Consider the following 22,901-nt stretch of genomic DNA (forward strand, 5'->3'; position numbering starts at 1 on the left):
CAACAATCTAGTATGTCTTTTTATTTTGGAGGAAAATAAAATATTACAATATGGAAAAATCATTCAACCAGATGTGACATTAACTAATGAACAGATCGCAAATATAAGTAAAGGCGTCATATTGAAAAATAATCGATGGCATTGTGTTCAATGTGAAACGAATAAACAAATATATTTTCATAGTTACTATTCTGATTATAATGAGAAGGAAATTGTTTATTGTAGAAAATGTATTCAATTAGGTCGTATGGATAGTCAGACTGATTATAGAATATTGCAGAGTAAACAAAAGGTTTCAGAATGTAATTATCAATTAGACTTCAATCTTTCTGAACAACAAAACTATGCTTCAAAACAAATTGTAGATGCTATAAAAGAGAAAAGAAAGATACTGCTTTATGCAGTAACCGGAGCAGGAAAGACAGAAATGATTTTCGAAGGTATAAAAGTAGCTAGAAATAAAGGTGATAACATAGCCATTATATCACCACGAGTTGATGTAGTCGTAGAAATAAGTCAACGTATTAAAGATGCTTTTTCTCAAGAAAACATAGATGTGTTACACCAAAATTCACCACAACAATTTGATGGACATTTTATCATTTCAACCGTGCATCAATTATATAGATTTAAAAATCATTTTGACACCATTATTATTGATGAAGTAGATGCTTTTCCGCTTTCTATGGATGATGATCTAATTAGTGTGATTCATTCAGCCTCTAAACATTCAGCATGTCAAATTTTCATGACAGCAACACCACCGAGAAAACTATTATCTTCCATAGAAAAAGACAATGTAATTAAACTGCCTGCAAGATTTCATAGACAACCTTTACCAGTTCCAATTTTCCAATATTTAAAATTCAACTCTCGAAAAATTCAATTTAAGTTATTAAATATTCTGATAGAACAAAAACAATGCCAACGTTATACATTAGTATTTTTCAATCATATTAATAGCATGATTGAAGCCTATGAAAATTATCAATCACATATTCAAAATTTAATCTATATTCATAGCGAAGATGATGAGCGGTTTGAAAAGGTTAATTCCCTAAGAGAAGGTAAACATCCAATAGTTTTCACAACAACCATTCTCGAAAGAGGGTTCACCATGGAAAAATTAGATGTAGTCGTTACAGAAGCGGATCAATTTTCAAAGGAGGCATTGATTCAAATAGCAGGTCGTGTAGGAAGAAAGAAACAAGCGCCAACAGGAAAAGTAATTTATTTGCATAATGGTGTATCAATGGCAATGATTTTAGCAAAGAAGGATATTAAAGACATGAATAAATTAGCTATTAGGAAAGGCTGGCTAGATATATAAATGCAACGATGTTTACAATGTTTAAATCCAATCAACGAAGCTATAACGATTATTAATTTTTATAAACCTCCAAGTGTTATATGTGAAAAGTGTTCTGAATTGTGGCAGAGAATAAGTTTAAAAGACGAATTTAAAAGGTGTACCCGCTGTTTAAAAGCTTTAGATAAAGATGAACAAAATTGTGAGGATTGCTTATTTTTAAAACAACATTTTAATATTGATTACCAATTAATATGTGATTATAAATACGAAGGAATTATGAAAGATATGATACATCAATATAAATTCTTGAAAGATCAATATTTAAGTAAGGTCATTGCTGAAATGATTAACGTACCAAAAGTGGATTATGATTATATCATTCCTATACCATCTCCCCATGAACGTAATATAATGAGAACTTTTAATCCAGTTGTAGAAGTATTAAAAGCTAAAAATGTGACTTACGATAATATATTGTCAATGAAATTAAGACCTAAACAAGCAAACTTAAATAAAAGATTACGCATAAAGGAAAGTAATCCATTTTATATTAATGAAGAAGTTGATTTAACTAATAAAACAATATTACTCATAGATGATATTTATACAACAGGATTAACTATTAACCATGCAATGTGTAAATTATCCGAATTAAATGTCAGAAAATTCAATGTGTTTGCGTTTGCAAGATAAGTGCGACGTGGTAAAATATAATTAAGCATTACCAATATAAGAGGTTAAAGGAGAGATTGACTATGATTAGATTTGAAATTCATGGAGATAACCTCACTATCACAGATGCAATTCGCAACTATATTGAGGAAAAAATTGGTAAGTTAGAGCGTTACTTTAATAATGTGCCAAATGCAGTTGCACACGTTAAAGTTAAAACTTATTCAAATTCAACTACTAAAGTTGAAGTAACAATCCCTCTTAAAGATGTTACTTTAAGAGCTGAAGAAAGACACGATGATTTATATGCAGGTGTTGATTTAATTACGAATAAACTTGAACGTCAAGTTAGAAAATATAAAACTCGTGTAAATCGTAAGTACCGTGATCGTGGTGATCAAGAAGTATTTGTTGCTGAAGTTCAAGAAGCACCACCTGAAGAAATTAGTGGCGCAGAAGAAAGTACAGACAATGATATTGAAATCATCCGTTCTAAACAATTTAGTTTAAAACCAATGGATTCTGAAGAAGCAGTTTTACAAATGAACTTACTAGGTCATGATTTCTATATCTTTACTGATCGTGAAACAGATGGCACTAGTATTGTATATCGTAGAAAAGATGGAAAATACGGTTTAATCGAAACATCTGAACAATAAAACTTAGATAAAGCTTATCTTAATTGAAATAAGCAAATATGTTTTTATAATTAAATGGACAGATAGATATGGGGGAGTGAGATTAGGGATTCATATAGGAATTCCTTCTCACTTCCTTTTTATATTTAAAGCTACTTGATAGATTAATGAATGAAAATTTATGGTTTAATAGAGGGTAAATAATGCTTATTTATATATAGTCTCACATATCATACAACGTTAACCATTATTGAAAATAACGAATTTCATATACCGTATAATAAATTTCGTAATTTATGCGAAGTTTATTTATTTGAGACGAGAAATAATACATAGTAACATGTTAGAATTAACTTGTTGACAATTCATTAGATTCAACATAAACATAGCATCATGCTAACTTAAATTTAGATGTTTGAATTTATGAAGAAAATAGCGTAAAGTATGTAAGCCTTAAAGACAAAAAATATTTACGTCATTGATAAAGGATAATTAGATATCCGAATGAGTATTTAAGTATAATTCTAAATGTATAAATGGTAAGATAAATTGTTGAAAGCCAAACAGTTTTTTAGCTAAAGGAGCGAACAGAATGGGATTTTTATCAAAAATTGTTGACGGCAATAAAAAAGAAACGAAAAAACTAGGGAAATTAGCTGACAAAGTACTCGCATTAGAAGAAGATACAGCTATTTTAACTGATGAAGAGATACGTAATAAAACGAAAGAATTTCAAGAAGAACTTTCTAAAATTGAAGATGTAAAAAAACAAAATGATTATTTAGATAAAATATTACCTGAAGCATATGCGCTTGTAAGAGAAGGTTCAAAACGTGTATTTAATATGATTCCTTACAAGGTTCAGGTAATGGGTGGTATTGCGATTCATAATGGTGATATTGCCGAAATGAGAACTGGGGAAGGTAAAACATTAACTGCAACAATGCCTACATATTTAAATGCATTAGCAGGTCGTGGTGTGCATGTTATCACTGTCAATGAATACTTATCTAGTTTCCAAAGTCAAGAAATGGCTGAATTGTATGAGTTCCTAGGTTTAACAGTTGGTTTAAACTTAAACAGTAAAACAACGACAGAAAAACGTGAAGCATACGCTCAAGACATCACATATAGTACTAATAATGAATTAGGTTTTGATTATTTAAGAGATAACATGGTAAATTATGCTGAAGAACGTGTAATGCGACCACTTCATTTTGCTATCATCGATGAGGTCGATTCTATTTTAATTGATGAAGCAAGAACACCATTAATTATTTCTGGAGAAGCTGAAAAATCAACATCTTTATATACTCAAGCAAATGTATTCGCTAAAATGCTTAAAGCGGATGAAGATTATAAATATGATGAAAAAACTAAATCTGTAAACTTAACAGAACAGGGTGCCGACAAAGCTGAACGTATGTTCAAAATTGATAATCTATATGATGTACAAAACGTAGATATTATTAGTCACATTACAACAGCATTAAGAGCTCATGTTACGTTACAACGTGACGTTGACTATATGGTTGTTGATGGAGAAGTACTTATCGTAGACCAATTCACAGGTCGTACAATGCCTGGTAGACGTTTCTCTGAAGGTTTACACCAAGCGATAGAAGCTAAAGAAGGCGTTCAAATTCAAAATGAATCTAAGACAATGGCATCTATCACATTCCAAAACTATTTCAGAATGTACAATAAATTAGCTGGTATGACTGGTACAGCTAAAACAGAAGAAGAAGAGTTCAGAAATATATATAATATGACAGTAACTCAAATTCCTACTAATAAACCAGTTCAACGTGTCGATAAATCAGACTTAATTTATATTAGTCAAAAAGGTAAATTTGATGCAGTTGTAGAAGATGTAGTTGAAAAACACAAAAAAGGTCAACCAGTTCTATTAGGTACTGTAGCTGTTGAAACGTCAGAATATATTTCAAACTTATTGAAAAAACGAGGCGTTCGACACGACGTTTTAAACGCTAAAAACCATGAACGTGAAGCAGAAATCGTAGCAGGAGCAGGTCAAAAAGGCGCTGTAACTATTGCCACAAACATGGCAGGTCGTGGTACAGATATTAAACTAGGTGACGGCGTTGAAGAAATCGGTGGTTTAGCGGTTATAGGTACAGAACGTCATGAATCACGACGTATTGATGACCAATTACGTGGTCGTTCTGGTCGTCAAGGTGATAATGGTGATAGCCGATTCTATCTTTCACTACAAGATGAACTAATGGTACGTTTTGGTTCAGAACGTTTACAAAAAATGATGAACCGACTAGGTATGGATGATTCTACACCTATTGAATCTAAAATGGTTTCAAGAGCTGTAGAATCCGCACAAAAACGTGTTGAAGGTAATAACTTTGATGCACGTAAACGTATCCTAGAATATGATGAAGTGTTACGTAAACAACGTGAGATTATTTATAAAGAAAGAAACGATATCATTGATAACGAAGATAGCTCACAAGTTGTAGATGCAATGTTACGTTCAACATTACAACGAGGCATTAACTATCATATTAACGAAGAAGAAGAAAACTTAGATTATCAACCATTTATTAACTATATAAATGATGTTTTCTTACAAGAAGGCGAATTAAAAGAATCAGAAATTAAAGGTAAAGATTCTGAAGATATTTTCGAAGTGGTATGGGCTAAAATTGAAAAAGCTTATGCTGAACAAAAAGAAACACTTGGCGATCAAATGAACGAATTCGAACGAATGATTTTATTACGTTCAATTGACAGTCATTGGACAGATCACATTGATACAATGGATCAATTACGTCAAGGTATTCATTTACGTTCATATGCACAACAAAATCCATTACGTGATTATCAAAATGAAGGACATGAATTATTCGATATAATGATGCAAAATATCGAAGAAGATACATGTAAATTTATTTTGAAATCAGTAGTACAAGTTGAAGATGACATTGAACGTGATAAAACAACTGATTTTGGTGAAGCAAAACATGCATCAGCTGAAGATGGTAAAGAAAAAGTTAAACAAAAACCTATAGTTAAAGGTGAAGAAATAGGTCGTAATGACCCTTGTCCTTGTGGAAGTGGCAAGAAATATAAAAATTGCCATGGTCAAGCATAATTTTGTGTAAAACAATGACAATAATATTTGATAGCCTGGGGCATAATTGTCTCAGGCTTTCACTTTTTGTAGAATTTAAAAAAACGGAGTTTAAAGAAGAGTTAAATGCTGTTAGCAAGCATTCATCTCTTTGATGACACGTTTATTTATCATACACTGCACTTAATCTTGAATATGATAGAATATAAATGTATAAAAATGATGTATCTGTTTATTTAAGATTAATTAAAAATAATATTTATGTTAAAACAATAAATCAAACTACAAGTGAAATAGGAGAGACATTATGGAATTATCAGAAATCAAACGAAATATAGATTCGTATCAAGACAATTTAAGTCAAATTAGGGGGTCTCTTTGACTTAGAAAATAAAGAGACTAATATACAGGAATATGAAGAAATGATGACTGAACCTAATTTTTGGGACAATCAAAATAAAGCACAAGATATTATAGATAAAAATAACGCTTTGAAATCTATCGTTAATGGTTATTATAAATTAGACGAAGCTGTTGAAGATATGTCAGCAACTGTTGAACTTTTACAAGAAGATTATGACGAAGACTTGAAACAAGAATTAGAAAATGACGTCGTTGCATTTAAAGAAGATATTGATCGTTTCGAATTACAATTACTGTTAGACGGTCCATATGATGCGAATAATGCTATTTTAGAGCTACATCCTGGCGCAGGTGGCACTGAATCACAAGATTGGGTGAGTATGTTATTAAGAATGTACCAACGCTATTGTGAACAGAGTGGTTTCAAAGTAGAAACAGTTGACTATTTACCTGGTGATGAAGCAGGAGTGAAAAGTGTGACATTATTAATTAAAGGTCATAACGCTTATGGTTATTTAAAAGCTGAAAAAGGTGTGCATAGGTTAGTTAGAATTTCACCTTTTGATTCGTCAGGTCGACGTCATACATCATTCGCATCTTGTGACGTTATTCCAGACTTTGATAACGATGAAATTGAAATCGAAATTAATTCTGATGACATTACAGTTGATACATTTAGAGCATCTGGTGCAGGTGGACAACATATTAATAAAACAGAATCAGCAATTAGAATTACCCACCATCCTACTGGTATTGTTGTTAATAACCAAAATGAACGTTCACAAATTAAAAACCGTGAAGCAGCTATGAAAATGTTGAAATCAAAATTATATCAACTTAAATTAGAGGAACAAGCACAAGAAATGGCAGAAATTCGTGGAGAACAAAAAGAAATAGGATGGGGAAGTCAAATTCGTTCATATGTATTCCATCCTTATTCAATGGTAAAAGATCATCGTACCAATGAAGAAACTGGTAAAGTAGATGCTGTAATGGATGGAGATATTGGTCCATTTATTGAATCGTATTTAAGATGGCAAATGGATAAATAAGTTATAAGTTAAATAGGCAATAATTGGAATAATATTTTGAAAGGTGCTTACGTGATAAGCGCCTTTTTAATTTATAATTTTTTAAGTATGTAGTAGTTAAATGTTTTGAAATCCATTTTAATAACGCAAATACGTATATTTGAAAAAGCCTATAACTAAATAACTCTATGCAATTAGTAGTTTGTAATATTACTCAGTAATATTTTGGCTAGGTGTAAAAATAGCCTAAAAAATTAATGGGATGACTGATACTAATGAATTTGTAATGAAATATATATGGCAAGTTTATATTATTGTGTATAAATATTATATTACATCAATTTAACATTACTCATTTTAAAATAATATTGTGGTATATTAAATTCATCAAATTAGAATTTACAACAAAGGAATGACATATTAATGAAGAAGACGTTTTTAGTATCATTATCATCAGCAGCTGCATTTATTGCATTAAGTAATGTTGCAGACGCTCAAGAACAAACATCTATATCTAATGTTAATGCATCTCAGAATGTAGCAGCAGTGGAAACTGACAGTGCGAGCCAATATATCGTCAAATCAGGTGATACGTTGTATCAAATCGCTTTAGATCATGATATTACTTTAGACGAATTGTATAAACTTAATCCTGGAGTAACACCATTAATTTTCCCTGGAGATATTATTGTAGTATCGCCAACAGGATTAGCAAACCAAGTTCAAAATACATCATATAGCTCTAATCAATTCGAAGCTGAAGAACCAATTCCATCAGCAAGTACACAATATAATAATGTGCCACAAGTATCAGCACCTCAAGTACAATATACAGCAGAACCATCGTATGAAGGTTCAAATGGTTTACATTCAATAAGTAATTCTGGGAACTTATATGCATTTGGTAATTGTACTTATTATGCATTTAATAGACGTGCTGAATTAGGCAAACCAATTGGTAGCCTTTGGGGTAATGCTGCTGACTGGGCTACTAGCGCTAGAAATGCAGGTTTCACAGTAAACAATACTCCAGTTGCAGGAGCAGTATTCCAATCTAATCCAGGTACTAATGGTGCTGGAGGATATGGGCATGTAGGTGTTGTTGAAAAGGTAAATAGTAATGGTACACTTACAGTTTCTGAAATGAACTGGAACGGTGGATTTAATGTTAAATCATATAGAACAATCACAAATCCAGGAAGTTATAATTATATACACTAATCTTTAACATTTAATAGGATTAAAATAGCAGTAATACAATGATTTAAAATTATTGTATTGCTGCTCATTTTTTATCGATATTTTGTGTACTAAGTGAAGGTTTTGAAAACGATATTAGGATATTGCTTTTAATCATAACGATGATTGGTATAATAAAAAATAAGTCTTCATCTATGATTAAATATAAAGGAGGCATCACACAATGGGCATTCATCAATATTATAAAAGATTATCTGATTTGGAAAAGCTTATTAGGTTGCCTGGCAAATTTAAATATTTTGAACATAACGTAGCTGCGCATTCATTTAAAGTAACTAAAATAGCACAATATTTAGGTACTGTAGAAGAATATAATGGTAATGTCATTGACTGGAAAAGTTTGTATGAAAAAGCTTTGAACCATGATTTTGCAGAAGTGTTTACTGGAGATATCAAGACCCCTGTAAAATATGCTAGTAGAGAGTTGAAAATGCTTTTTTCTCAAGTTGAAGAAGAAATGGTAGAGAATTTTATCGAAGAGGAAATTCCTTCTCAATATCGTGATATTTATAGATTGAGACTACAAGAAGGTAAAGATGACTCTATAGAAGGTCAAATACTAGCTGTAGCAGATAAAATTGATTTACTTTATGAAACGTTTGGAGAAATACAAAAACGTAATCCCGAACCATTATTTTTCGAAATATATGAAATGAGTTTAGAAACGATTATGCAATTCGATCATTTAGCTTCTGTTCAAGATTTTATTGATAATGTAATTCCTGAAATGTTAACTGAAAACTTTATCCCAAGAACAGAATTACGTGAAACGACAATGACAATACTTAATAAAAGAAACAGGTGAAATAAATGATTTGGTATGCATGTGCTGCATTTTTTCCTTGTATATTAATCGTTCTCTTTAGTGTAGTTACTAAAAATAAATGGATTGGTACTTCCGTAACTTTAATATTAATAGCTACGTCAATTTATAAAGGCTTTTTCCACAATGAATGGATTATCTTTATAGATGTTGTATCATTGCTAGCCGGATATTTAATCATAGATCAATTAGAATTTCACAAAAGAGAAGAATAACAGAAACAATACACTGAATTAACCATCATGATAAATAAATATTAGTTTAGAAAGCAAGCATAGTTCGTTAACTATGTTTGTTTTTTGTTTATCATATAATATAAAAATTTTAGCGAACAAATGTTTGTATTTCGTGGTGAAAATTTGTTAAAATAGATAATAAATTATGAATAAATAATCCCATGTATACTTATAAGAACAGACTGATGCATGACTAATAAATAATAAGGGAAATAGATTAATAAATTCGTATAGTAGGAGTAACACTCTTTCAAAGATACTCAATTAATAATAAGTAATAGATTTTAGATGCAAACAACTTAGGAGGCGTATGTCGTAATGGTCGAACATTATCCATTCAAATTAAATTCAGAGTTTGATCCACAAGGTGACCAACCTGAAGCTATAAAGAAAATTGTAAAGGGTGTTGAAGAAGGTAAAAGACATCAAACATTACTTGGTGCAACTGGTACGGGTAAAACATTTACAATGAGTAATGTGATTCAACAAGTGGGTAAACCTACATTGATAATCGCACATAACAAAACATTAGCTGGCCAATTATATAGTGAATTCAAAGAATTTTTCCCTGAAAATAGAGTGGAATATTTCGTTAGTTATTATGATTACTATCAACCTGAAGCATATGTACCATCTACGGATACCTTTATAGAAAAAGATGCTTCTATTAATGATGAAATTGATCAATTAAGACACTCTGCGACAAGTGCATTGTTTGAGAGAGACGATGTTATCATCATTGCTAGTGTAAGTTGTATTTATGGTTTAGGTAACCCAGAAGAATATAAAGATTTAGTTGTTAGCGTCCGCGTTGGTATGGAAATGGAACGCAGCGAATTACTAAGAAAATTAGTAGATGTACAATATACTAGAAATGATATAGATTTCCAAAGGGGTACATTTAGAGTCCGCGGTGATGTGGTAGAAATTTTCCCAGCATCTAGAGAAGAAATGTGTATTCGAGTGGAATTTTTCGGAGATGAAGTAGATCGAATTAGAGAGGTTAACTATTTAACTGGCGAAGTTATTAGAGAACGTGAGCATTTTGCTATATTCCCAGCATCTCACTTCGTTACTCGTGAAGAAAAAATGAAAGTAGCAATCGAACGTATTGAAAAAGAATTGGAAGAACGATTAAAAGAATTAAGAGATGAAAATAAACTACTTGAAGCCCAAAGATTAGAACAACGTACAAATTATGATTTAGAAATGATGCGGGAAATGGGCTTCTGTTCAGGTATCGAAAACTATTCAGTTCATTTAACATTACGACCATTAGGTTCTACACCTTATACATTATTAGATTACTTTGGTGATGATTGGTTAATTATGATCGATGAATCTCACGTAACATTGCCTCAGGTTAGAGGGATGTATAATGGTGACAGAGCGCGTAAACAAGTTTTAGTTGATCATGGTTTCAGATTGCCAAGTGCTTTAGATAACAGACCACTAAAATTTGAAGAATTTGAAGAAAAAACAAATCAATTAGTATATGTATCAGCAACGCCAGGACCATACGAATTAGAACATACTGATGAAATGGTCGAACAAATTATTAGACCTACAGGATTACTAGATCCGAAAATTGATGTACGTCCAACAGAAAACCAAATTGATGATTTGTTAAGTGAAATTCAAGATAGAATTGATAAGAATGAAAGAGTACTTGTTACAACGTTGACGAAAAAAATGAGTGAGGACTTAACTACCTATATGAAAGAAGCGGGTATTAAAGTAAATTATCTTCATTCAGAAATTAAAACGCTTGAAAGAATAGAAATTATTCGAGATTTAAGAATGGGTACATATGATGCCATCGTTGGTATTAATTTACTAAGAGAGGGTATAGATATTCCTGAAGTTTCTTTAGTAGTCATTTTAGACGCGGATAAAGAAGGATTTTTACGTTCTAATCGCTCATTAATTCAAACAATTGGACGAGCAGCACGTAATGATCGAGGCGAAGTAATCATGTATGCTGATAAAATTACAGATTCAATGAGATACGCCATTGATGAAACACAAAGACGTCGTGAAATACAAACAGCGCATAACGAAAAATATGGTATTACGCCTAAAACAATTAATAAGAAAATTCATGACGTTATTAGTGCTACTGTTGAAAATGACGAAACAAATGAAAATAAACAAACTGAACTACCTAAGAAAATGACTAAAAAAGAACGACAAAAAACGATAGAAAATATAGAAAAAGAAATGAAAAAAGCAGCTAAAGATTTAGACTTTGAAAAAGCAACAGAACTAAGAGATATGTTATTTGAATTAAAATCAGAAGGGTGACAATTAAATGAGAGAACCATCCATAGTAGTGAAAGGTGCAAGAGCGCATAATTTAAAAGGTGTCGATATTGAATTACCTAAAGACAAATTAATTGTAATGACAGGTATTTCAGGTTCAGGTAAGTCTTCATTAGCCTTTGACACTATTTATGCAGAAGGCCAAAGAAGATATGTAGAATCATTAAGTGCATACGCACGACAATTTTTAGGTCAAATGGATAAACCAGATGTAGATACTATTGAAGGATTATCACCGGCTATTTCCATTGATCAAAAGACAACAAGTAAGAACCCACGATCTACAGTTGCAACCGTAACTGAAATTTACGATTATATCAGATTATTATATGCTCGAGTGGGTAAACCTTATTGTCCAAACCATAATATTGAAATAGAGTCACAGACTGTTCAACAAATGGTAGATAGAATATTAGAATTAGAAACGCGAACAAAAATTCAATTGTTAGCTCCTGTGGTTTCACATCGTAAAGGAAGTCATGAAAAGCTAATCGAAGATATTGGCAAAAAAGGTTATGTACGTTTACGAGTAGACGGAGAAATTGTTGATGTTAATGAAGTGCCAGATTTAGATAAAAACAAAAACCATACTATAGAAGTTGTTGTTGATAGACTAGTCATTAAAGAAGGAATTGAAACAAGACTAGCAGATTCTATAGAAACAGCACTTGAATTATCTGAAGGAAGTTTAACAGTTGATGTAATTGATGGAGAAGACCTAAAGTTCTCTGAAAATCATGCATGTCCTATTTGTGGATTCTCAATTGGCGAATTAGAACCACGAATGTTTAGTTTTAACAGCCCATTTGGTGCTTGTCCTACTTGTGATGGGTTAGGTCAAAGATTAACAGTCGATATGGATTTAGTTATACCTGACCCAAACAAAACACTAAACGAAGGTGCCATTGAACCTTGGGAGCCAACAAGTTCAGATTTTTATCCAACTTTACTAAAACGTGTCTGTGAAGTTTATAAAATTAATATGGATAAACCTTATAAAAAACTTATCGATAGACAGAAAAATATATTAATGCATGGCTCAGGCGATAAAGAAATTGAATTTACATTTAACCAACGATTTGGTGGCGGCAAACGTAAAAGAAAAATGGTCTTTGAAGGTGTTCTTAATAATATTGATCGTCGATATCATGAATCACCATCAGAATATACTCGTGAAATGATGAGTAGATACATGACCGAGTTACCTTGTGAGACTTGTCATGGCAAGCGTTTAAGTAAAGAAGCATTGTCTGTTTATGTTGGTGGATATAATATAGGCGAAGTTGTTCAAGATTCGATTAAAGAAGCATTGAAATATTATCAAAACATTGAACTATCAGAACAAGACCAAGCAATAGCAAATCAAATTCTTAAGGAAATTATTTCACGTCTAGCTTTCTTAAATAATGTTGGGCTTGAATACCTTACATTAAACCGTGCTTCTGGAACATTATCTGGTGGTGAAGCACAACGAATTCGATTAGCAACACAAATTGGGTCTCGTTTAACAGGTGTACTTTATGTTTTAGACGAACCTTCAATAGGTTTACATCAGCGTGATAATGATCGTCTAATTAACACACTTAAAGAAATGCGGGATTTAGGCAATACATTGATTGTTGTAGAACATGATGATGATACGATGCGTTCTGCAGATTATTTAGTGGATGTAGGTCCAGGTGCTGGTAGTCACGGTGGTGAAATTGTTGCACAAGGTACACCAAAACAAGTGATGAAAGATAAAAACTCATTAACTGGACAATATTTAAGTGGTAAGAAGAAAATTGATGTACCTGAATATCGTCGGGAAGTTACGAAAAAGAAAATTAGTATTAAAGGTGCTAAAAGCAATAACTTAAAAAATGTAGATGTTGATTTCCCTCTATCAGTAATGACTGTAGTGACAGGTGTATCAGGCTCAGGTAAAAGTTCATTAGTTAATGAAGTGTTATATAAATCACTAGCACAAAAAATTAATAAATCTAAGGTGAAACCTGGAGAATATGATTCTATTAAAGGCATAGATCAATTAGATAAAATTATCGATATTGATCAATCACCGATTGGTAGAACACCACGTTCAAATCCAGCAACTTATACAGGCGTGTTTGATGATATAAGAGATGTTTTTGCTCAAACCAATGAAGCTAAAATACGTGGCTATCAAAAAGGTCGTTTTAGTTTTAATGTTAAAGGCGGACGTTGTGAAGCTTGTAAAGGTGACGGTATTATTAAAATAGAAATGCATTTCTTACCAGATGTTTATGTTCCTTGTGAGGTATGTGACGGTAAACGCTATAATAGAGAAACACTTGAAGTCACATATAAAGGTAAAAATATTGCTGATGTTTTAGAAATGACTGCTGAAGATGCAACTCATTTCTTTGAAAATATACCTAAGATTAAACGTAAACTACAGACATTAGTAGATGTTGGTTTAGGATATGTCACATTAGGACAGCAAGCAACAACTTTATCTGGTGGGGAAGCACAACGTGTTAAACTCGCATCAGAATTGCATAAACGCTCTACAGGACGTTCCATTTACATTTTAGACGAACCAACAACTGGTTTACATGTAGATGATATTAGCAGATTATTAAAGGTATTAAATCGTCTTGTTGAAAATGGTGATACTGTTGTGATTATTGAACATAACTTAGATGTCATTAAAACTGCAGATCATATTATTGATTTAGGCCCAGAAGGTGGCGATGGTGGTGGAACGATCGTTGCTACTGGTACGCCTGAAGACATTGCGAATGTAGAAAACTCTTATACAGGACAATATTTAAAAACTGTATTAGAAAGAGATAGAAATAAAGATTAATCATAAAAGAATGATGTTATAATTTATATTAAGGTGATTTCAGAGTATACTGGAATCATCTTTTTTAAATGTAGATATTTATCATCCAAATTAAAAAGAATACACATTTTTCAAAAACAATATACATAATAAAGTATTCAATAAGGCTTAATTTATAGAGCGTATTTTCTAAATATTAAATAAGCGTAACTTTTTGATATAGAAAGTAGTTTGATTTTTGATATGATTAAAGAAAGCGAAATTGTAGTAACATTTCAAATAGAGGTGAACACATGTTAACAACTGAAAGATTAGTTGAATTATTAAAATTAGAATTAATAGCTGGGGAAGAAGGATTAAATAAACCTATTAAAAACACAGATATCTCTAGACCTGGTTTAGAAATGGCTGGTTACTTCTCACATTACGCTTCAGACAGAATACAATTATTAGGTACGACTGAGTTATCATTTTATAATTTACTTCCAGATGATGAACGTCAAGGAAGAATGAGAAAATTATGTCGACCAGATACACCTGCAATTATAGTAACAAGAGGATTAGAGCCTCCTGAAGAATTAGTTGAAGCAGCAAAAGAATTAAATACACCACTTATTGTTGCTAAAGATGCAACGACAAGTTTAATGAGTAGATTAACAACATTTTTAGAACATGAACTAGCAAAAACAACATCATTACATGGCGTACTAGTTGATGTTTATGGTGTAGGTGTTCTCATAACTGGTGACTCTGGTATCGGTAAAAGTGAAACAGCATTAGAATTAGTTAAAAGAGGACATAGATTAGTTGCTGATGACAATGTTGAGATCAAAGAAATTACTAAAGATGAATTAATAGGTAAACCACCAAAATTAATAGAACATTTATTAGAAATACGTGGTTTAGGAATCATTAATGTGATGACATTATTTGGGGCGGGCTCAATTTTAACTGAAAAACAAATCCGTTTAAATATTAATTTAGAAAACTGGGATAAAGAAAAGTTATACGATAGAGTCGGCTTAAACGAAGAGACTTTACGTATTTTAGATACTGAAATCACGAAAAAAACAATTCCTGTAAGACCTGGACGAAACGTTGCAGTTATTATTGAAGTTGCTGCTATGAACTATCGTTTAAATATTATGGGAATAAATACAGCAGAAGAATTTAGCGAACGACTTAATGATGAAATTGTTCGTAACAGTCATAAAAGTGAGGAGTAATAAGTTTATGGATTTAACTTTGAGTTATATTGATCCTGTCGCATTTCACCTAGGTCCATTACAAATACGATGGTATGGAATTATAATTGCTTGTGGTATCTTAATAGGGTATTTTGTAGCACAAGAAGCTTTGAAGAGAATTGGTCTACATAAAGACTCATTAGTAGATGTTATCTTTTATTGTGCCATATTTGGTTTTATTGTAGCTCGTATATATTTTGTAATATTCCAATGGCCATATTACATGCAAAATCCAGGAGAAATACCTAAAATATGGCATGGCGGTATAGCTATCCATGGAGGATTAATAGGTGGCTTTATTACAGGAGTTATCGTATGTAAATTAAAAAATTTAAACCCATTCCAAATTGGAGACATTGTCGCACCGAGTATTATTTTAGCTCAAGGTATCGGACGATGGGGCAATTTCATGAACCATGAAGCACACGGCGGTATAGTATCTAAAACATTCTTGGAACAACTTCATATACCTCGATTTATTATTAATAATATGTATATTGATGGTCATTATTATCATCCAACATTTTTATACGAATCAGTATGGGATGTGTTAGGATTTATCTTATTAATTTCGATTAGAAAGCATTTGAAACTAGGAGAAACATTCTTCTTATATCTAATTTGGTATTCAATAGGTCGTTTCTTTGTTGAAGGACTTAGAACAGACAGCTTGATGTTGACAAGTCATATAAGAGTGGCACAATTAGTATCGGTTATACTTATCATTATTAGTATTATTTTAATTATTTATAGACGATATAAATTTCAACCACCTGTTTATAAAAATGCTGGTCCATTAAGTTGGCCAAAGCAAAAGGTGTAGATTTTCAATGAGAAAACTCCAAACACATGATAGATATCAAAAATCGTCGATTAATCCATTATGGCAAATATATCGACTAATACGTTTTCCAAAAGTGTTTAAACAAACATTAATAATTGAAATTTGTCGAGTAATGCCAAATTTAAAATTAAAAAATGTTATCTATCGTAAGTATTTAAAAATGAATATTGGCAAACAAACTGTATTCGCATATAAAGTAGTACCAGATTTGTTTTATCCCGAATTAATAACTGTTGGCAACAATAGTGTGATTGGTTATAATACTACAATATTAACGCACGAAATTTTAGTGGATGAATTTAAATATGGTAAAGTTCAAATAGGTCATAATACATTAATAGGTGCTAATGTGACAATACTTCCTGGAGTAACTATTGGAAGTCATGTCACCATTGGTGCAGGAACAGTTGTCTCAAAAGATGTGCCAGATTGCGCATATGCGATTGGTAATCCTATAAAAATAAATTAAAGATGGAGGTGACAATCTTTGGCAGATAAAAACAATAAAATTATTTCAATGGCTTTTGATGAACCGTTTTATCGTAAAATGGCTCATCAGAAGTGGAAGCAACAAGATTATAAAAAAGCAGTCGATTATTACGGTAAAGTGCTAGAATTGTCACCTGAGGATTTTGATATTCAATTAAACTATGCTCAATGTTTAGTAAAACTAGGTTTTGGAAGCCAAGCTGAAAAGGTATTTTATGAAAATATTATAAATGATAGACGTAAGGCAGATAGTTTTTATGAGTTGAGTCAGTTAAACATTGAATTAAATGAACCAAACAAGGCATTCTTGTTTGGTATTAATTATGTATTAATTACAGATGATCAAGATTTCCGAGATGAGCTTGAACAAACATTCGATGTGTCGTATTCAAACGAACATCAAATAGAAATCGAAGCACAACTATTTGCAGTACAACTATTATTTCAATTTTTATTTTCACAGGGACGTTTAGAAGAAGCGAGAACTTATATTTTAAATCAAGATGAAGATATTCAAAATCATCGAGTGATAAAAAATTTATTAGCGATGTGTTATTTATATTTAGGCGAATATGATATAGCAAAGGACATGTTTGAAGAGTTACTAAATGAAGATAATTCAGATGTTCATGCACTGTGTCATTATACGTTACTACTTTACAATACAAATGATATGGATAAATATAAGCGTTACTTAAATATTTTAAACAAAGTCATGCCAATGAATGACGATGAAAGTTTTAAATTAGGTATTGTCTTAAGTTATTTGAAACAATATCATGCTTCTCAAAAATTATTGCTTCCTTTATATAAAAAAGGGAAATTTGCTTCTATTCAAATGTTTAATGCCTTAAGCTACAATTATTATTACCTAGGAAATAAAGATGAAAGTATTCAATTTTGGAACAAGTTATTACAAATTTCTAAAGTTGATGTAGGTTTTCCACCATGGGTAATTGAAGAAAGTAAACATGTATTTGATCAACGTATTTTACCTTTATTAATGGACGACGATAGTCATTATAGATTATATGGTATATTCTTGTTGAATCAATTGAATGGTAAAGAAATATTGATTACAGAAGAAATTTGGGCCGTATTAGAAACGATGAATGATTATGAGAAACTATATTTAACATATTTAGTTCAAGGTTTGACACTAAATAAATTAGATTTCATACATCGTGGCATGGTCAAATTATATCAATTTGATGAATTTAGAAATGATACATCTTTATTTGTTCAATGGATAGATCAAGCTGAATCAATTATTGCAGATCAAGCTGATTTAACAGAATTAGATAGATATTTAGGTGCGTTCTTATATTTGTATTATCAACATACCAACCAAAAATTGACTAAAAAGCAAATAAAAGAATGGTTTGATATAAGTAATTATAAACTTGATAAAACGATAACTTATATTCTGAGCATATAAATTTATGAAATACTTATTTTGATATATAATGCGTTTAATGATTATTAAGTAGGAGGGCAAGTAAATGACTGAAGTAGATTTTGATGTAGCAATTATAGGTGCAGGCCCTGCTGGTATGACGGCTGCAGTTTATGCATCACGTGCAAATTTAAACACTGTTATGATTGAACGTGGTATGCCAGGTGGCCAAATGGCAAATACAGAAGAGGTAGAAAACTTTCCAGGATTTGAAATGATTACTGGACCAGATTTATCTACAAAAATGTTTGAACATGCGAAAAAATTTGGCGCTACTTATCAATATGGTGATATTAAATCAATAGAAGATAAAGGCGACTATAAAGTAGTTAATTTAGGAAACAAAGAAATTACTGCACATGCAGTTATTATTTCAACTGGTGCTGAATATAAAAAAATAGGCGTACCAGGTGAACAAGAATTAGGCGGACGTGGCGTAAGTTATTGTGCAGTATGTGATGGTGCATTCTTCAAAAATAAACGTTTATTTGTTATCGGCGGTGGTGACTCAGCAGTTGAAGAAGGTACATTCTTAACAAAATTTGCTGATAAAGTGACGATTGTCCACAGAAGAGACGAATTACGCGCACAAAGTATTTTACAAGATCGTGCATTTAAAAATGATAAAGTTGATTTTATTTGGAGCCATACATTAAAAACAATAAATGACAAAGATGGCAAAGTAGGATCAGTAACTTTAGAGTCAACTAAAGATGGTTCAGAAGTAACATACGATGCAGATGGCGTATTTATTTATATTGGTATGAAACCATTAACTGCACCATTCACTGATTTAGGTATTACAAATGAAAATGGTTATATTGTAACTCAAGCTGATATGAGTACAGATGTACCTGGTATCTATGCTGCAGGCGACGTAAGAGATAAAGGTTTACGTCAAATTGTAACAGCAACAGGTGACGGTAGTATTGCTGCTCAAAGTGCGGCTGATTATATTGAAAGTATTAAAGATAAATTAGAAGCTTAAATATCTTTTATAACAAGAAATAAAGCTAGAGCAATAGGAGGATTATAACAATGATAATCCATTTGTTGTTCTAGCTTTTTTATAAGTATTGATTACATTCCTTTCTGAAAATGAGTGTGGTATGATGAACCTATTAATATATGAATATCAACTGAACTGGCGGTGAACCGATAAAATGGTAAATTCTGAAAAAGAAATTGGGAAAAGTGAATTACTTGTTGTCACTGGATTATCTGGTGCAGGTAAATCTTTAGTGATTCAAAGTCTGGAAGATATAGGTTATTTTTGTGTAGATAACTTACCACCCGTACTATTACCTAAATTTGTTGAATTGATGGAACAAGGTAATCCATCATTACAAAAAGTGGCTATTGCAATAGACTTAAGAGGTAAAGAACTTTTTAAATCATTGGTTAAGGAAATTGATTTAATTAAAAGTAGAAATGACGTTATTGTAGATGTCATGTTTTTAGAAGCAACAACTGAAAAATTAATTTCAAGATATAAAGAATCTAGAAGAGCACATCCATTAAATGAAAAGGGACAACGTTCACTTATTGATGCTATTAATGAAGAACGTCAACATCTTTCACAAATTAGAAGTATTGCAAATTATGTCATAGACACAAGTCAACTTAAACCTAAAGAATTAAAAGCTAGAGTAGTTAATTACTATGAAGATGAAAACTTTGAAACATTTACAATAAACGTCACTAGCTTTGGTTTTAAACACGGTATACAAATGGATGCAGATTTAGTATTTGATGTTCGATTTTTACCAAACCCATACTATGTTGAAGAACTACGTCCATTAACAGGCATGGATGAAGAAGTTTATACGTACGTTATGAAATGGAAAGAAACCGAAATCTTCTTTGATAAATTAACTGACTTATTGAAATTTATGATTCCTGGTTATAAAAAAGAAGGCAAGTCACAGTTAGTCATAGCAATTGGCTGTACTGGAGGTCAACATCGCTCAGTAGCATTAACTAAACGTTTAGGAGAATATCTTAACGACGTTTTCGATTATAAAGTATATGTTCATCATAGAGATGCACATATTGAAAGTGGAGAACAACGATGAGAAGAATGAAAGTAGTTTTAATTGGCGGAGGGACTGGTTTATCTGTATTGGCAAGGGGTCTAAGAGAGTTTCCTATAGATATTACTGCCATAGTTACTGTTGCTGATGATGGTGGAAGTACGGGTAAAATTCGTAATGAAATGGATATCCCAGCACCTGGTGATATAAGAAATGTGATTGCTGCACTGAGCGACTCGGAGTCTGTACTAACTCAATTATTCCAATATAGATTTGAAGAAAATCAAATTAGTGGTCATTCTTTAGGAAATTTATTGATTGCGGGGATGACAAATATTACTAATGATTTTGGACATGCTATTAGAGAACTAAGTAAAGTTTTAAATATTAAAGGTAAAGTAATTCCATCTACCAATACAAGCGTTCAGTTAAATGCTATTATGGAAAATGGTGAAATCGTATATGGCGAATCAAAAATTCCGAAGAAACAAGAAAAAATAGAAAAAGTCTTTTTAGAGCCAGATGATGTAGAACCTATGGAAGAAGCGGTTGAAGCGTTAGAAGAAGCTGACTTGATTGTATTAGGTCCTGGATCACTATACACGAGTGTTATTTCTAATCTTTGTGTCAAAGGGATTTCTAAAGCCTTAATTAATTCATCTGCACCTAAATTATATGTAGCTAATGTTATGACTCAACCTGGTGAAACAGGCGGCTATACTGTGAAAGAACATATTAATGCATTGCATCGCCAAACAGGTCAATCATTTGTAGATTATGTTATTTGCTGTACCGATCAATTCAATGAGAATGTTTTAAGAAAATATAAAGAGAAAAATTCTGATCCTGTTGATGTAAATGTTGAAGAATTAAAGCAAGATGGAATAGAAGTCATTACGGCTTCAAATCTAGTCGAAATATCTGATGAACATTTTGTAAGACATAATACAAAAGTGTTATCAACATTAATTTATGAAAAAGCATTAGATCTTATTAGTACAATTCAATTTGATCCAAATGATAATCGTAAATAATATTTTAGTTATTGGATACAGATGAAACTTGTTTTTTATTGAAAGAAAAAATATTGAGATGAAGATATTTAATCCATTTTGAAATAAAATTAAAAAATGTAGTTATTATCTTATAAATCTAAAGGGTAATGTTAGAAAGGAATGAATGTTCTATGAGCTTTGCATCAGATATGAAAAATGAATTAACTCGTATAGATGTAGATGAAGCTAATGCAAAAGCAGAGCTCAGTGCATTAATTCGTATGAATGGGGCATTAAGTCTATCCAATCAACAGTTTGTGATTAATGTTCAAACTGAGAATGCAACTACCGCAAGAAGGATATATTCCCTGATCAAACGTATTTTTAATGTAGAAGTAGAAATATTAGTACGTAAAAAAATGAAATTAAAGAAAAATAATATTTATATTTGTCGTACAAAAATGCGAGCAAGAGAAATTCTTGATGAGCTAGGTATCTTAAAAAATGGTGTATTTACACATGAAATAGACCCAGACATGATTCAAGATGATGAAATGAGACGTAGTTATTTACGCGGCGCATTTTTAGCAGGTGGATCAGTCAATAACCCGGAAACATCATCATACCATTTAGAAATATTTTCCCAATTTGAAAATCATTCTGAAGGTTTAACGAAGTTGATGAATAGTTACGAATTAAATGCGAAACATCTTGAGCGTAAAAAAGGTAGCATTGTTTATTTAAAAGAAGCAGAAAAAATTTCCGACTTCCTTAGTTTAATTGGTGGCTACCAAGCACTGTTGAAATTTGAAGATGTAAGAATCGTCCGGGATATGAGAAATTCAGTAAACCGATTAGTGAATTGTGAAACAGCAAATTTAAATAAAACAGTAAGCGCTGCAATGAAACAGGTTGAAAGCATTCAATTAATAGATCAAGAAATAGGTTTAGATAATTTACCAGATCGATTAAGAGAGGTTGCCAAGTTAAGAGTTGAGCACCAAGAAATTTCCTTAAAGGAATTAGGGGAAATGATATCAACTGGCCCCATATCAAAATCAGGTATGAACCATCGTTTAAGAAAATTAAATGAATTAGCTGACAAAATTCGAAATGGTGAGAAAATAGAATTGTAAAAAAGAACCCCATTAACGTGGGATTCTTTTTTGTAAATATATAATAGTTGCTTATTTTAGCCCCCTCGAAGGAGATTTATAAATGCTATAACTATGGTGATTAAAGCATTTGAAGTCCCTACAGAGTCC

18 protein-coding genes are annotated in these 22,901 nt (G+C 31.5%); all 18 read left to right on the forward strand.

Annotation, left to right across the window (positions count from 1 at the left end; translation table 11 throughout):
- The first annotated feature begins 25 nt into the window (after positions 1-25).
- The 18 genes from N524_RS0110675 (at position 26) to whiA (ending at position 22,772) form a co-directional block, all read left to right on the forward strand.
- The gene (locus tag N524_RS0110675; protein WP_029056483.1) at positions 26-1,330 is read left to right on the forward strand and encodes a DEAD/DEAH box helicase family protein; all 1,305 of its coding nucleotides are present in this window, start codon (positions 26-28) and stop codon (positions 1,328-1,330) included.
- Positions 1,331-2,005, forward strand: a complete 675-nt coding sequence (locus N524_RS0110680; RefSeq protein WP_029056484.1) for a ComF family protein — start codon at positions 1,331-1,333, stop codon at positions 2,003-2,005.
- 62 nt (positions 2,006-2,067) lie between these two features.
- Complete coding sequence (gene hpf / locus N524_RS0110685; RefSeq protein ID WP_029056485.1) at positions 2,068-2,643, forward strand: ribosome hibernation-promoting factor, HPF/YfiA family; 576 nt, start codon at positions 2,068-2,070, stop codon at positions 2,641-2,643.
- A 571-nt stretch (positions 2,644-3,214) separates the two neighbouring features.
- The gene (secA, locus tag N524_RS0110690; protein ID WP_029056486.1) at positions 3,215-5,749 is read left to right on the forward strand and encodes a preprotein translocase subunit SecA; all 2,535 of its coding nucleotides are present in this window, start codon (positions 3,215-3,217) and stop codon (positions 5,747-5,749) included.
- Positions 5,750-6,035: 286 nt separating this feature from the next.
- Positions 6,036-7,143, forward strand: a protein-coding gene (gene prfB, locus N524_RS0110695; RefSeq protein WP_096807838.1) for a peptide chain release factor 2 whose coding sequence is annotated in 2 segments (ribosomal slippage) — positions 6,036-6,107 and positions 6,109-7,143 — 1,107 coding nt in all. Because the reading frame shifts where the segments join, the coding sequence is not laid out codon by codon here.
- 402 nt (positions 7,144-7,545) lie between these two features.
- Positions 7,546-8,343 carry a COG3942 and LysM peptidoglycan-binding domain-containing protein gene (locus tag N524_RS0110700; RefSeq protein WP_029056488.1) on the forward strand — a complete coding sequence of 266 codons (798 nt, stop codon included), beginning with the start codon at positions 7,546-7,548 and terminating at the stop codon, positions 8,341-8,343.
- 202 nt (positions 8,344-8,545) lie between these two features.
- Entirely contained in the window at positions 8,546-9,187 is a 642-nt protein-coding gene (locus N524_RS0110705) for a YfbR-like 5'-deoxynucleotidase (protein WP_017638176.1), read from the forward strand.
- Positions 9,188-9,192: 5 nt separating this feature from the next.
- On the forward strand, positions 9,193-9,420 hold the full coding sequence (locus tag N524_RS0110710; RefSeq protein ID WP_017638175.1) for a CsbA family protein: 228 nt from the start codon (positions 9,193-9,195) through the stop codon (positions 9,418-9,420).
- A gap of 339 nt (positions 9,421-9,759) precedes the next feature.
- Complete coding sequence (gene uvrB / locus N524_RS0110715; protein WP_029056489.1) at positions 9,760-11,745, forward strand: excinuclease ABC subunit UvrB; 1,986 nt, start codon at positions 9,760-9,762, stop codon at positions 11,743-11,745.
- Positions 11,746-11,752: 7 nt separating this feature from the next.
- Positions 11,753-14,593, forward strand: coding sequence for an excinuclease ABC subunit UvrA (gene uvrA, locus N524_RS0110720; protein ID WP_029056490.1), 2,841 nt, complete (start codon positions 11,753-11,755; stop codon positions 14,591-14,593).
- Positions 14,594-14,865: 272 nt separating this feature from the next.
- A complete protein-coding gene (gene hprK / locus N524_RS0110725; RefSeq protein ID WP_029056491.1) occupies positions 14,866-15,798 on the forward strand; it encodes an HPr(Ser) kinase/phosphatase in 933 nt (310 codons plus the stop codon).
- Between the two features lie 7 nt (positions 15,799-15,805).
- On the forward strand, positions 15,806-16,642 hold the full coding sequence (gene lgt, locus N524_RS0110730; protein ID WP_029056492.1) for a prolipoprotein diacylglyceryl transferase: 837 nt from the start codon (positions 15,806-15,808) through the stop codon (positions 16,640-16,642).
- A 7-nt stretch (positions 16,643-16,649) separates the two neighbouring features.
- Entirely contained in the window at positions 16,650-17,132 is a 483-nt protein-coding gene (locus tag N524_RS0110735; RefSeq protein WP_017638170.1) for an acyltransferase, read from the forward strand.
- Between the two features lie 18 nt (positions 17,133-17,150).
- On the forward strand, positions 17,151-18,590 hold the full coding sequence (locus tag N524_RS0110740; RefSeq protein WP_029056493.1) for a tetratricopeptide repeat protein: 1,440 nt from the start codon (positions 17,151-17,153) through the stop codon (positions 18,588-18,590).
- A gap of 64 nt (positions 18,591-18,654) precedes the next feature.
- Positions 18,655-19,596 (forward strand): thioredoxin-disulfide reductase, encoded by a 942-nt coding sequence (gene trxB, locus N524_RS0110745; protein ID WP_029056494.1) that lies wholly within the window; start codon positions 18,655-18,657, stop codon positions 19,594-19,596.
- 175 nt (positions 19,597-19,771) lie between these two features.
- The gene (rapZ, locus tag N524_RS0110750) at positions 19,772-20,683 is read left to right on the forward strand and encodes an RNase adapter RapZ (RefSeq protein WP_029056495.1); all 912 of its coding nucleotides are present in this window, start codon (positions 19,772-19,774) and stop codon (positions 20,681-20,683) included.
- Entirely contained in the window at positions 20,680-21,675 is a 996-nt protein-coding gene (locus tag N524_RS0110755; protein ID WP_029056496.1) for a YvcK family protein, read from the forward strand. The genes rapZ and N524_RS0110755 overlap by 4 nt, the downstream gene beginning before the upstream one ends.
- Before the next feature lie 152 nt (positions 21,676-21,827).
- Positions 21,828-22,772: a DNA-binding protein WhiA gene (whiA, locus tag N524_RS0110760; protein WP_017636948.1), complete on the forward strand. Its 945-nt coding sequence runs from the start codon at positions 21,828-21,830 to the stop codon at positions 22,770-22,772.
- The last annotated feature ends 129 nt before the right edge of the window (positions 22,773-22,901 follow it).

Source organism: Staphylococcus sp. URHA0057, assembly GCF_000620265.1.
Classification (GTDB): Bacteria; Bacillota; Bacilli; order Staphylococcales; family Staphylococcaceae; genus Staphylococcus; species Staphylococcus pasteuri.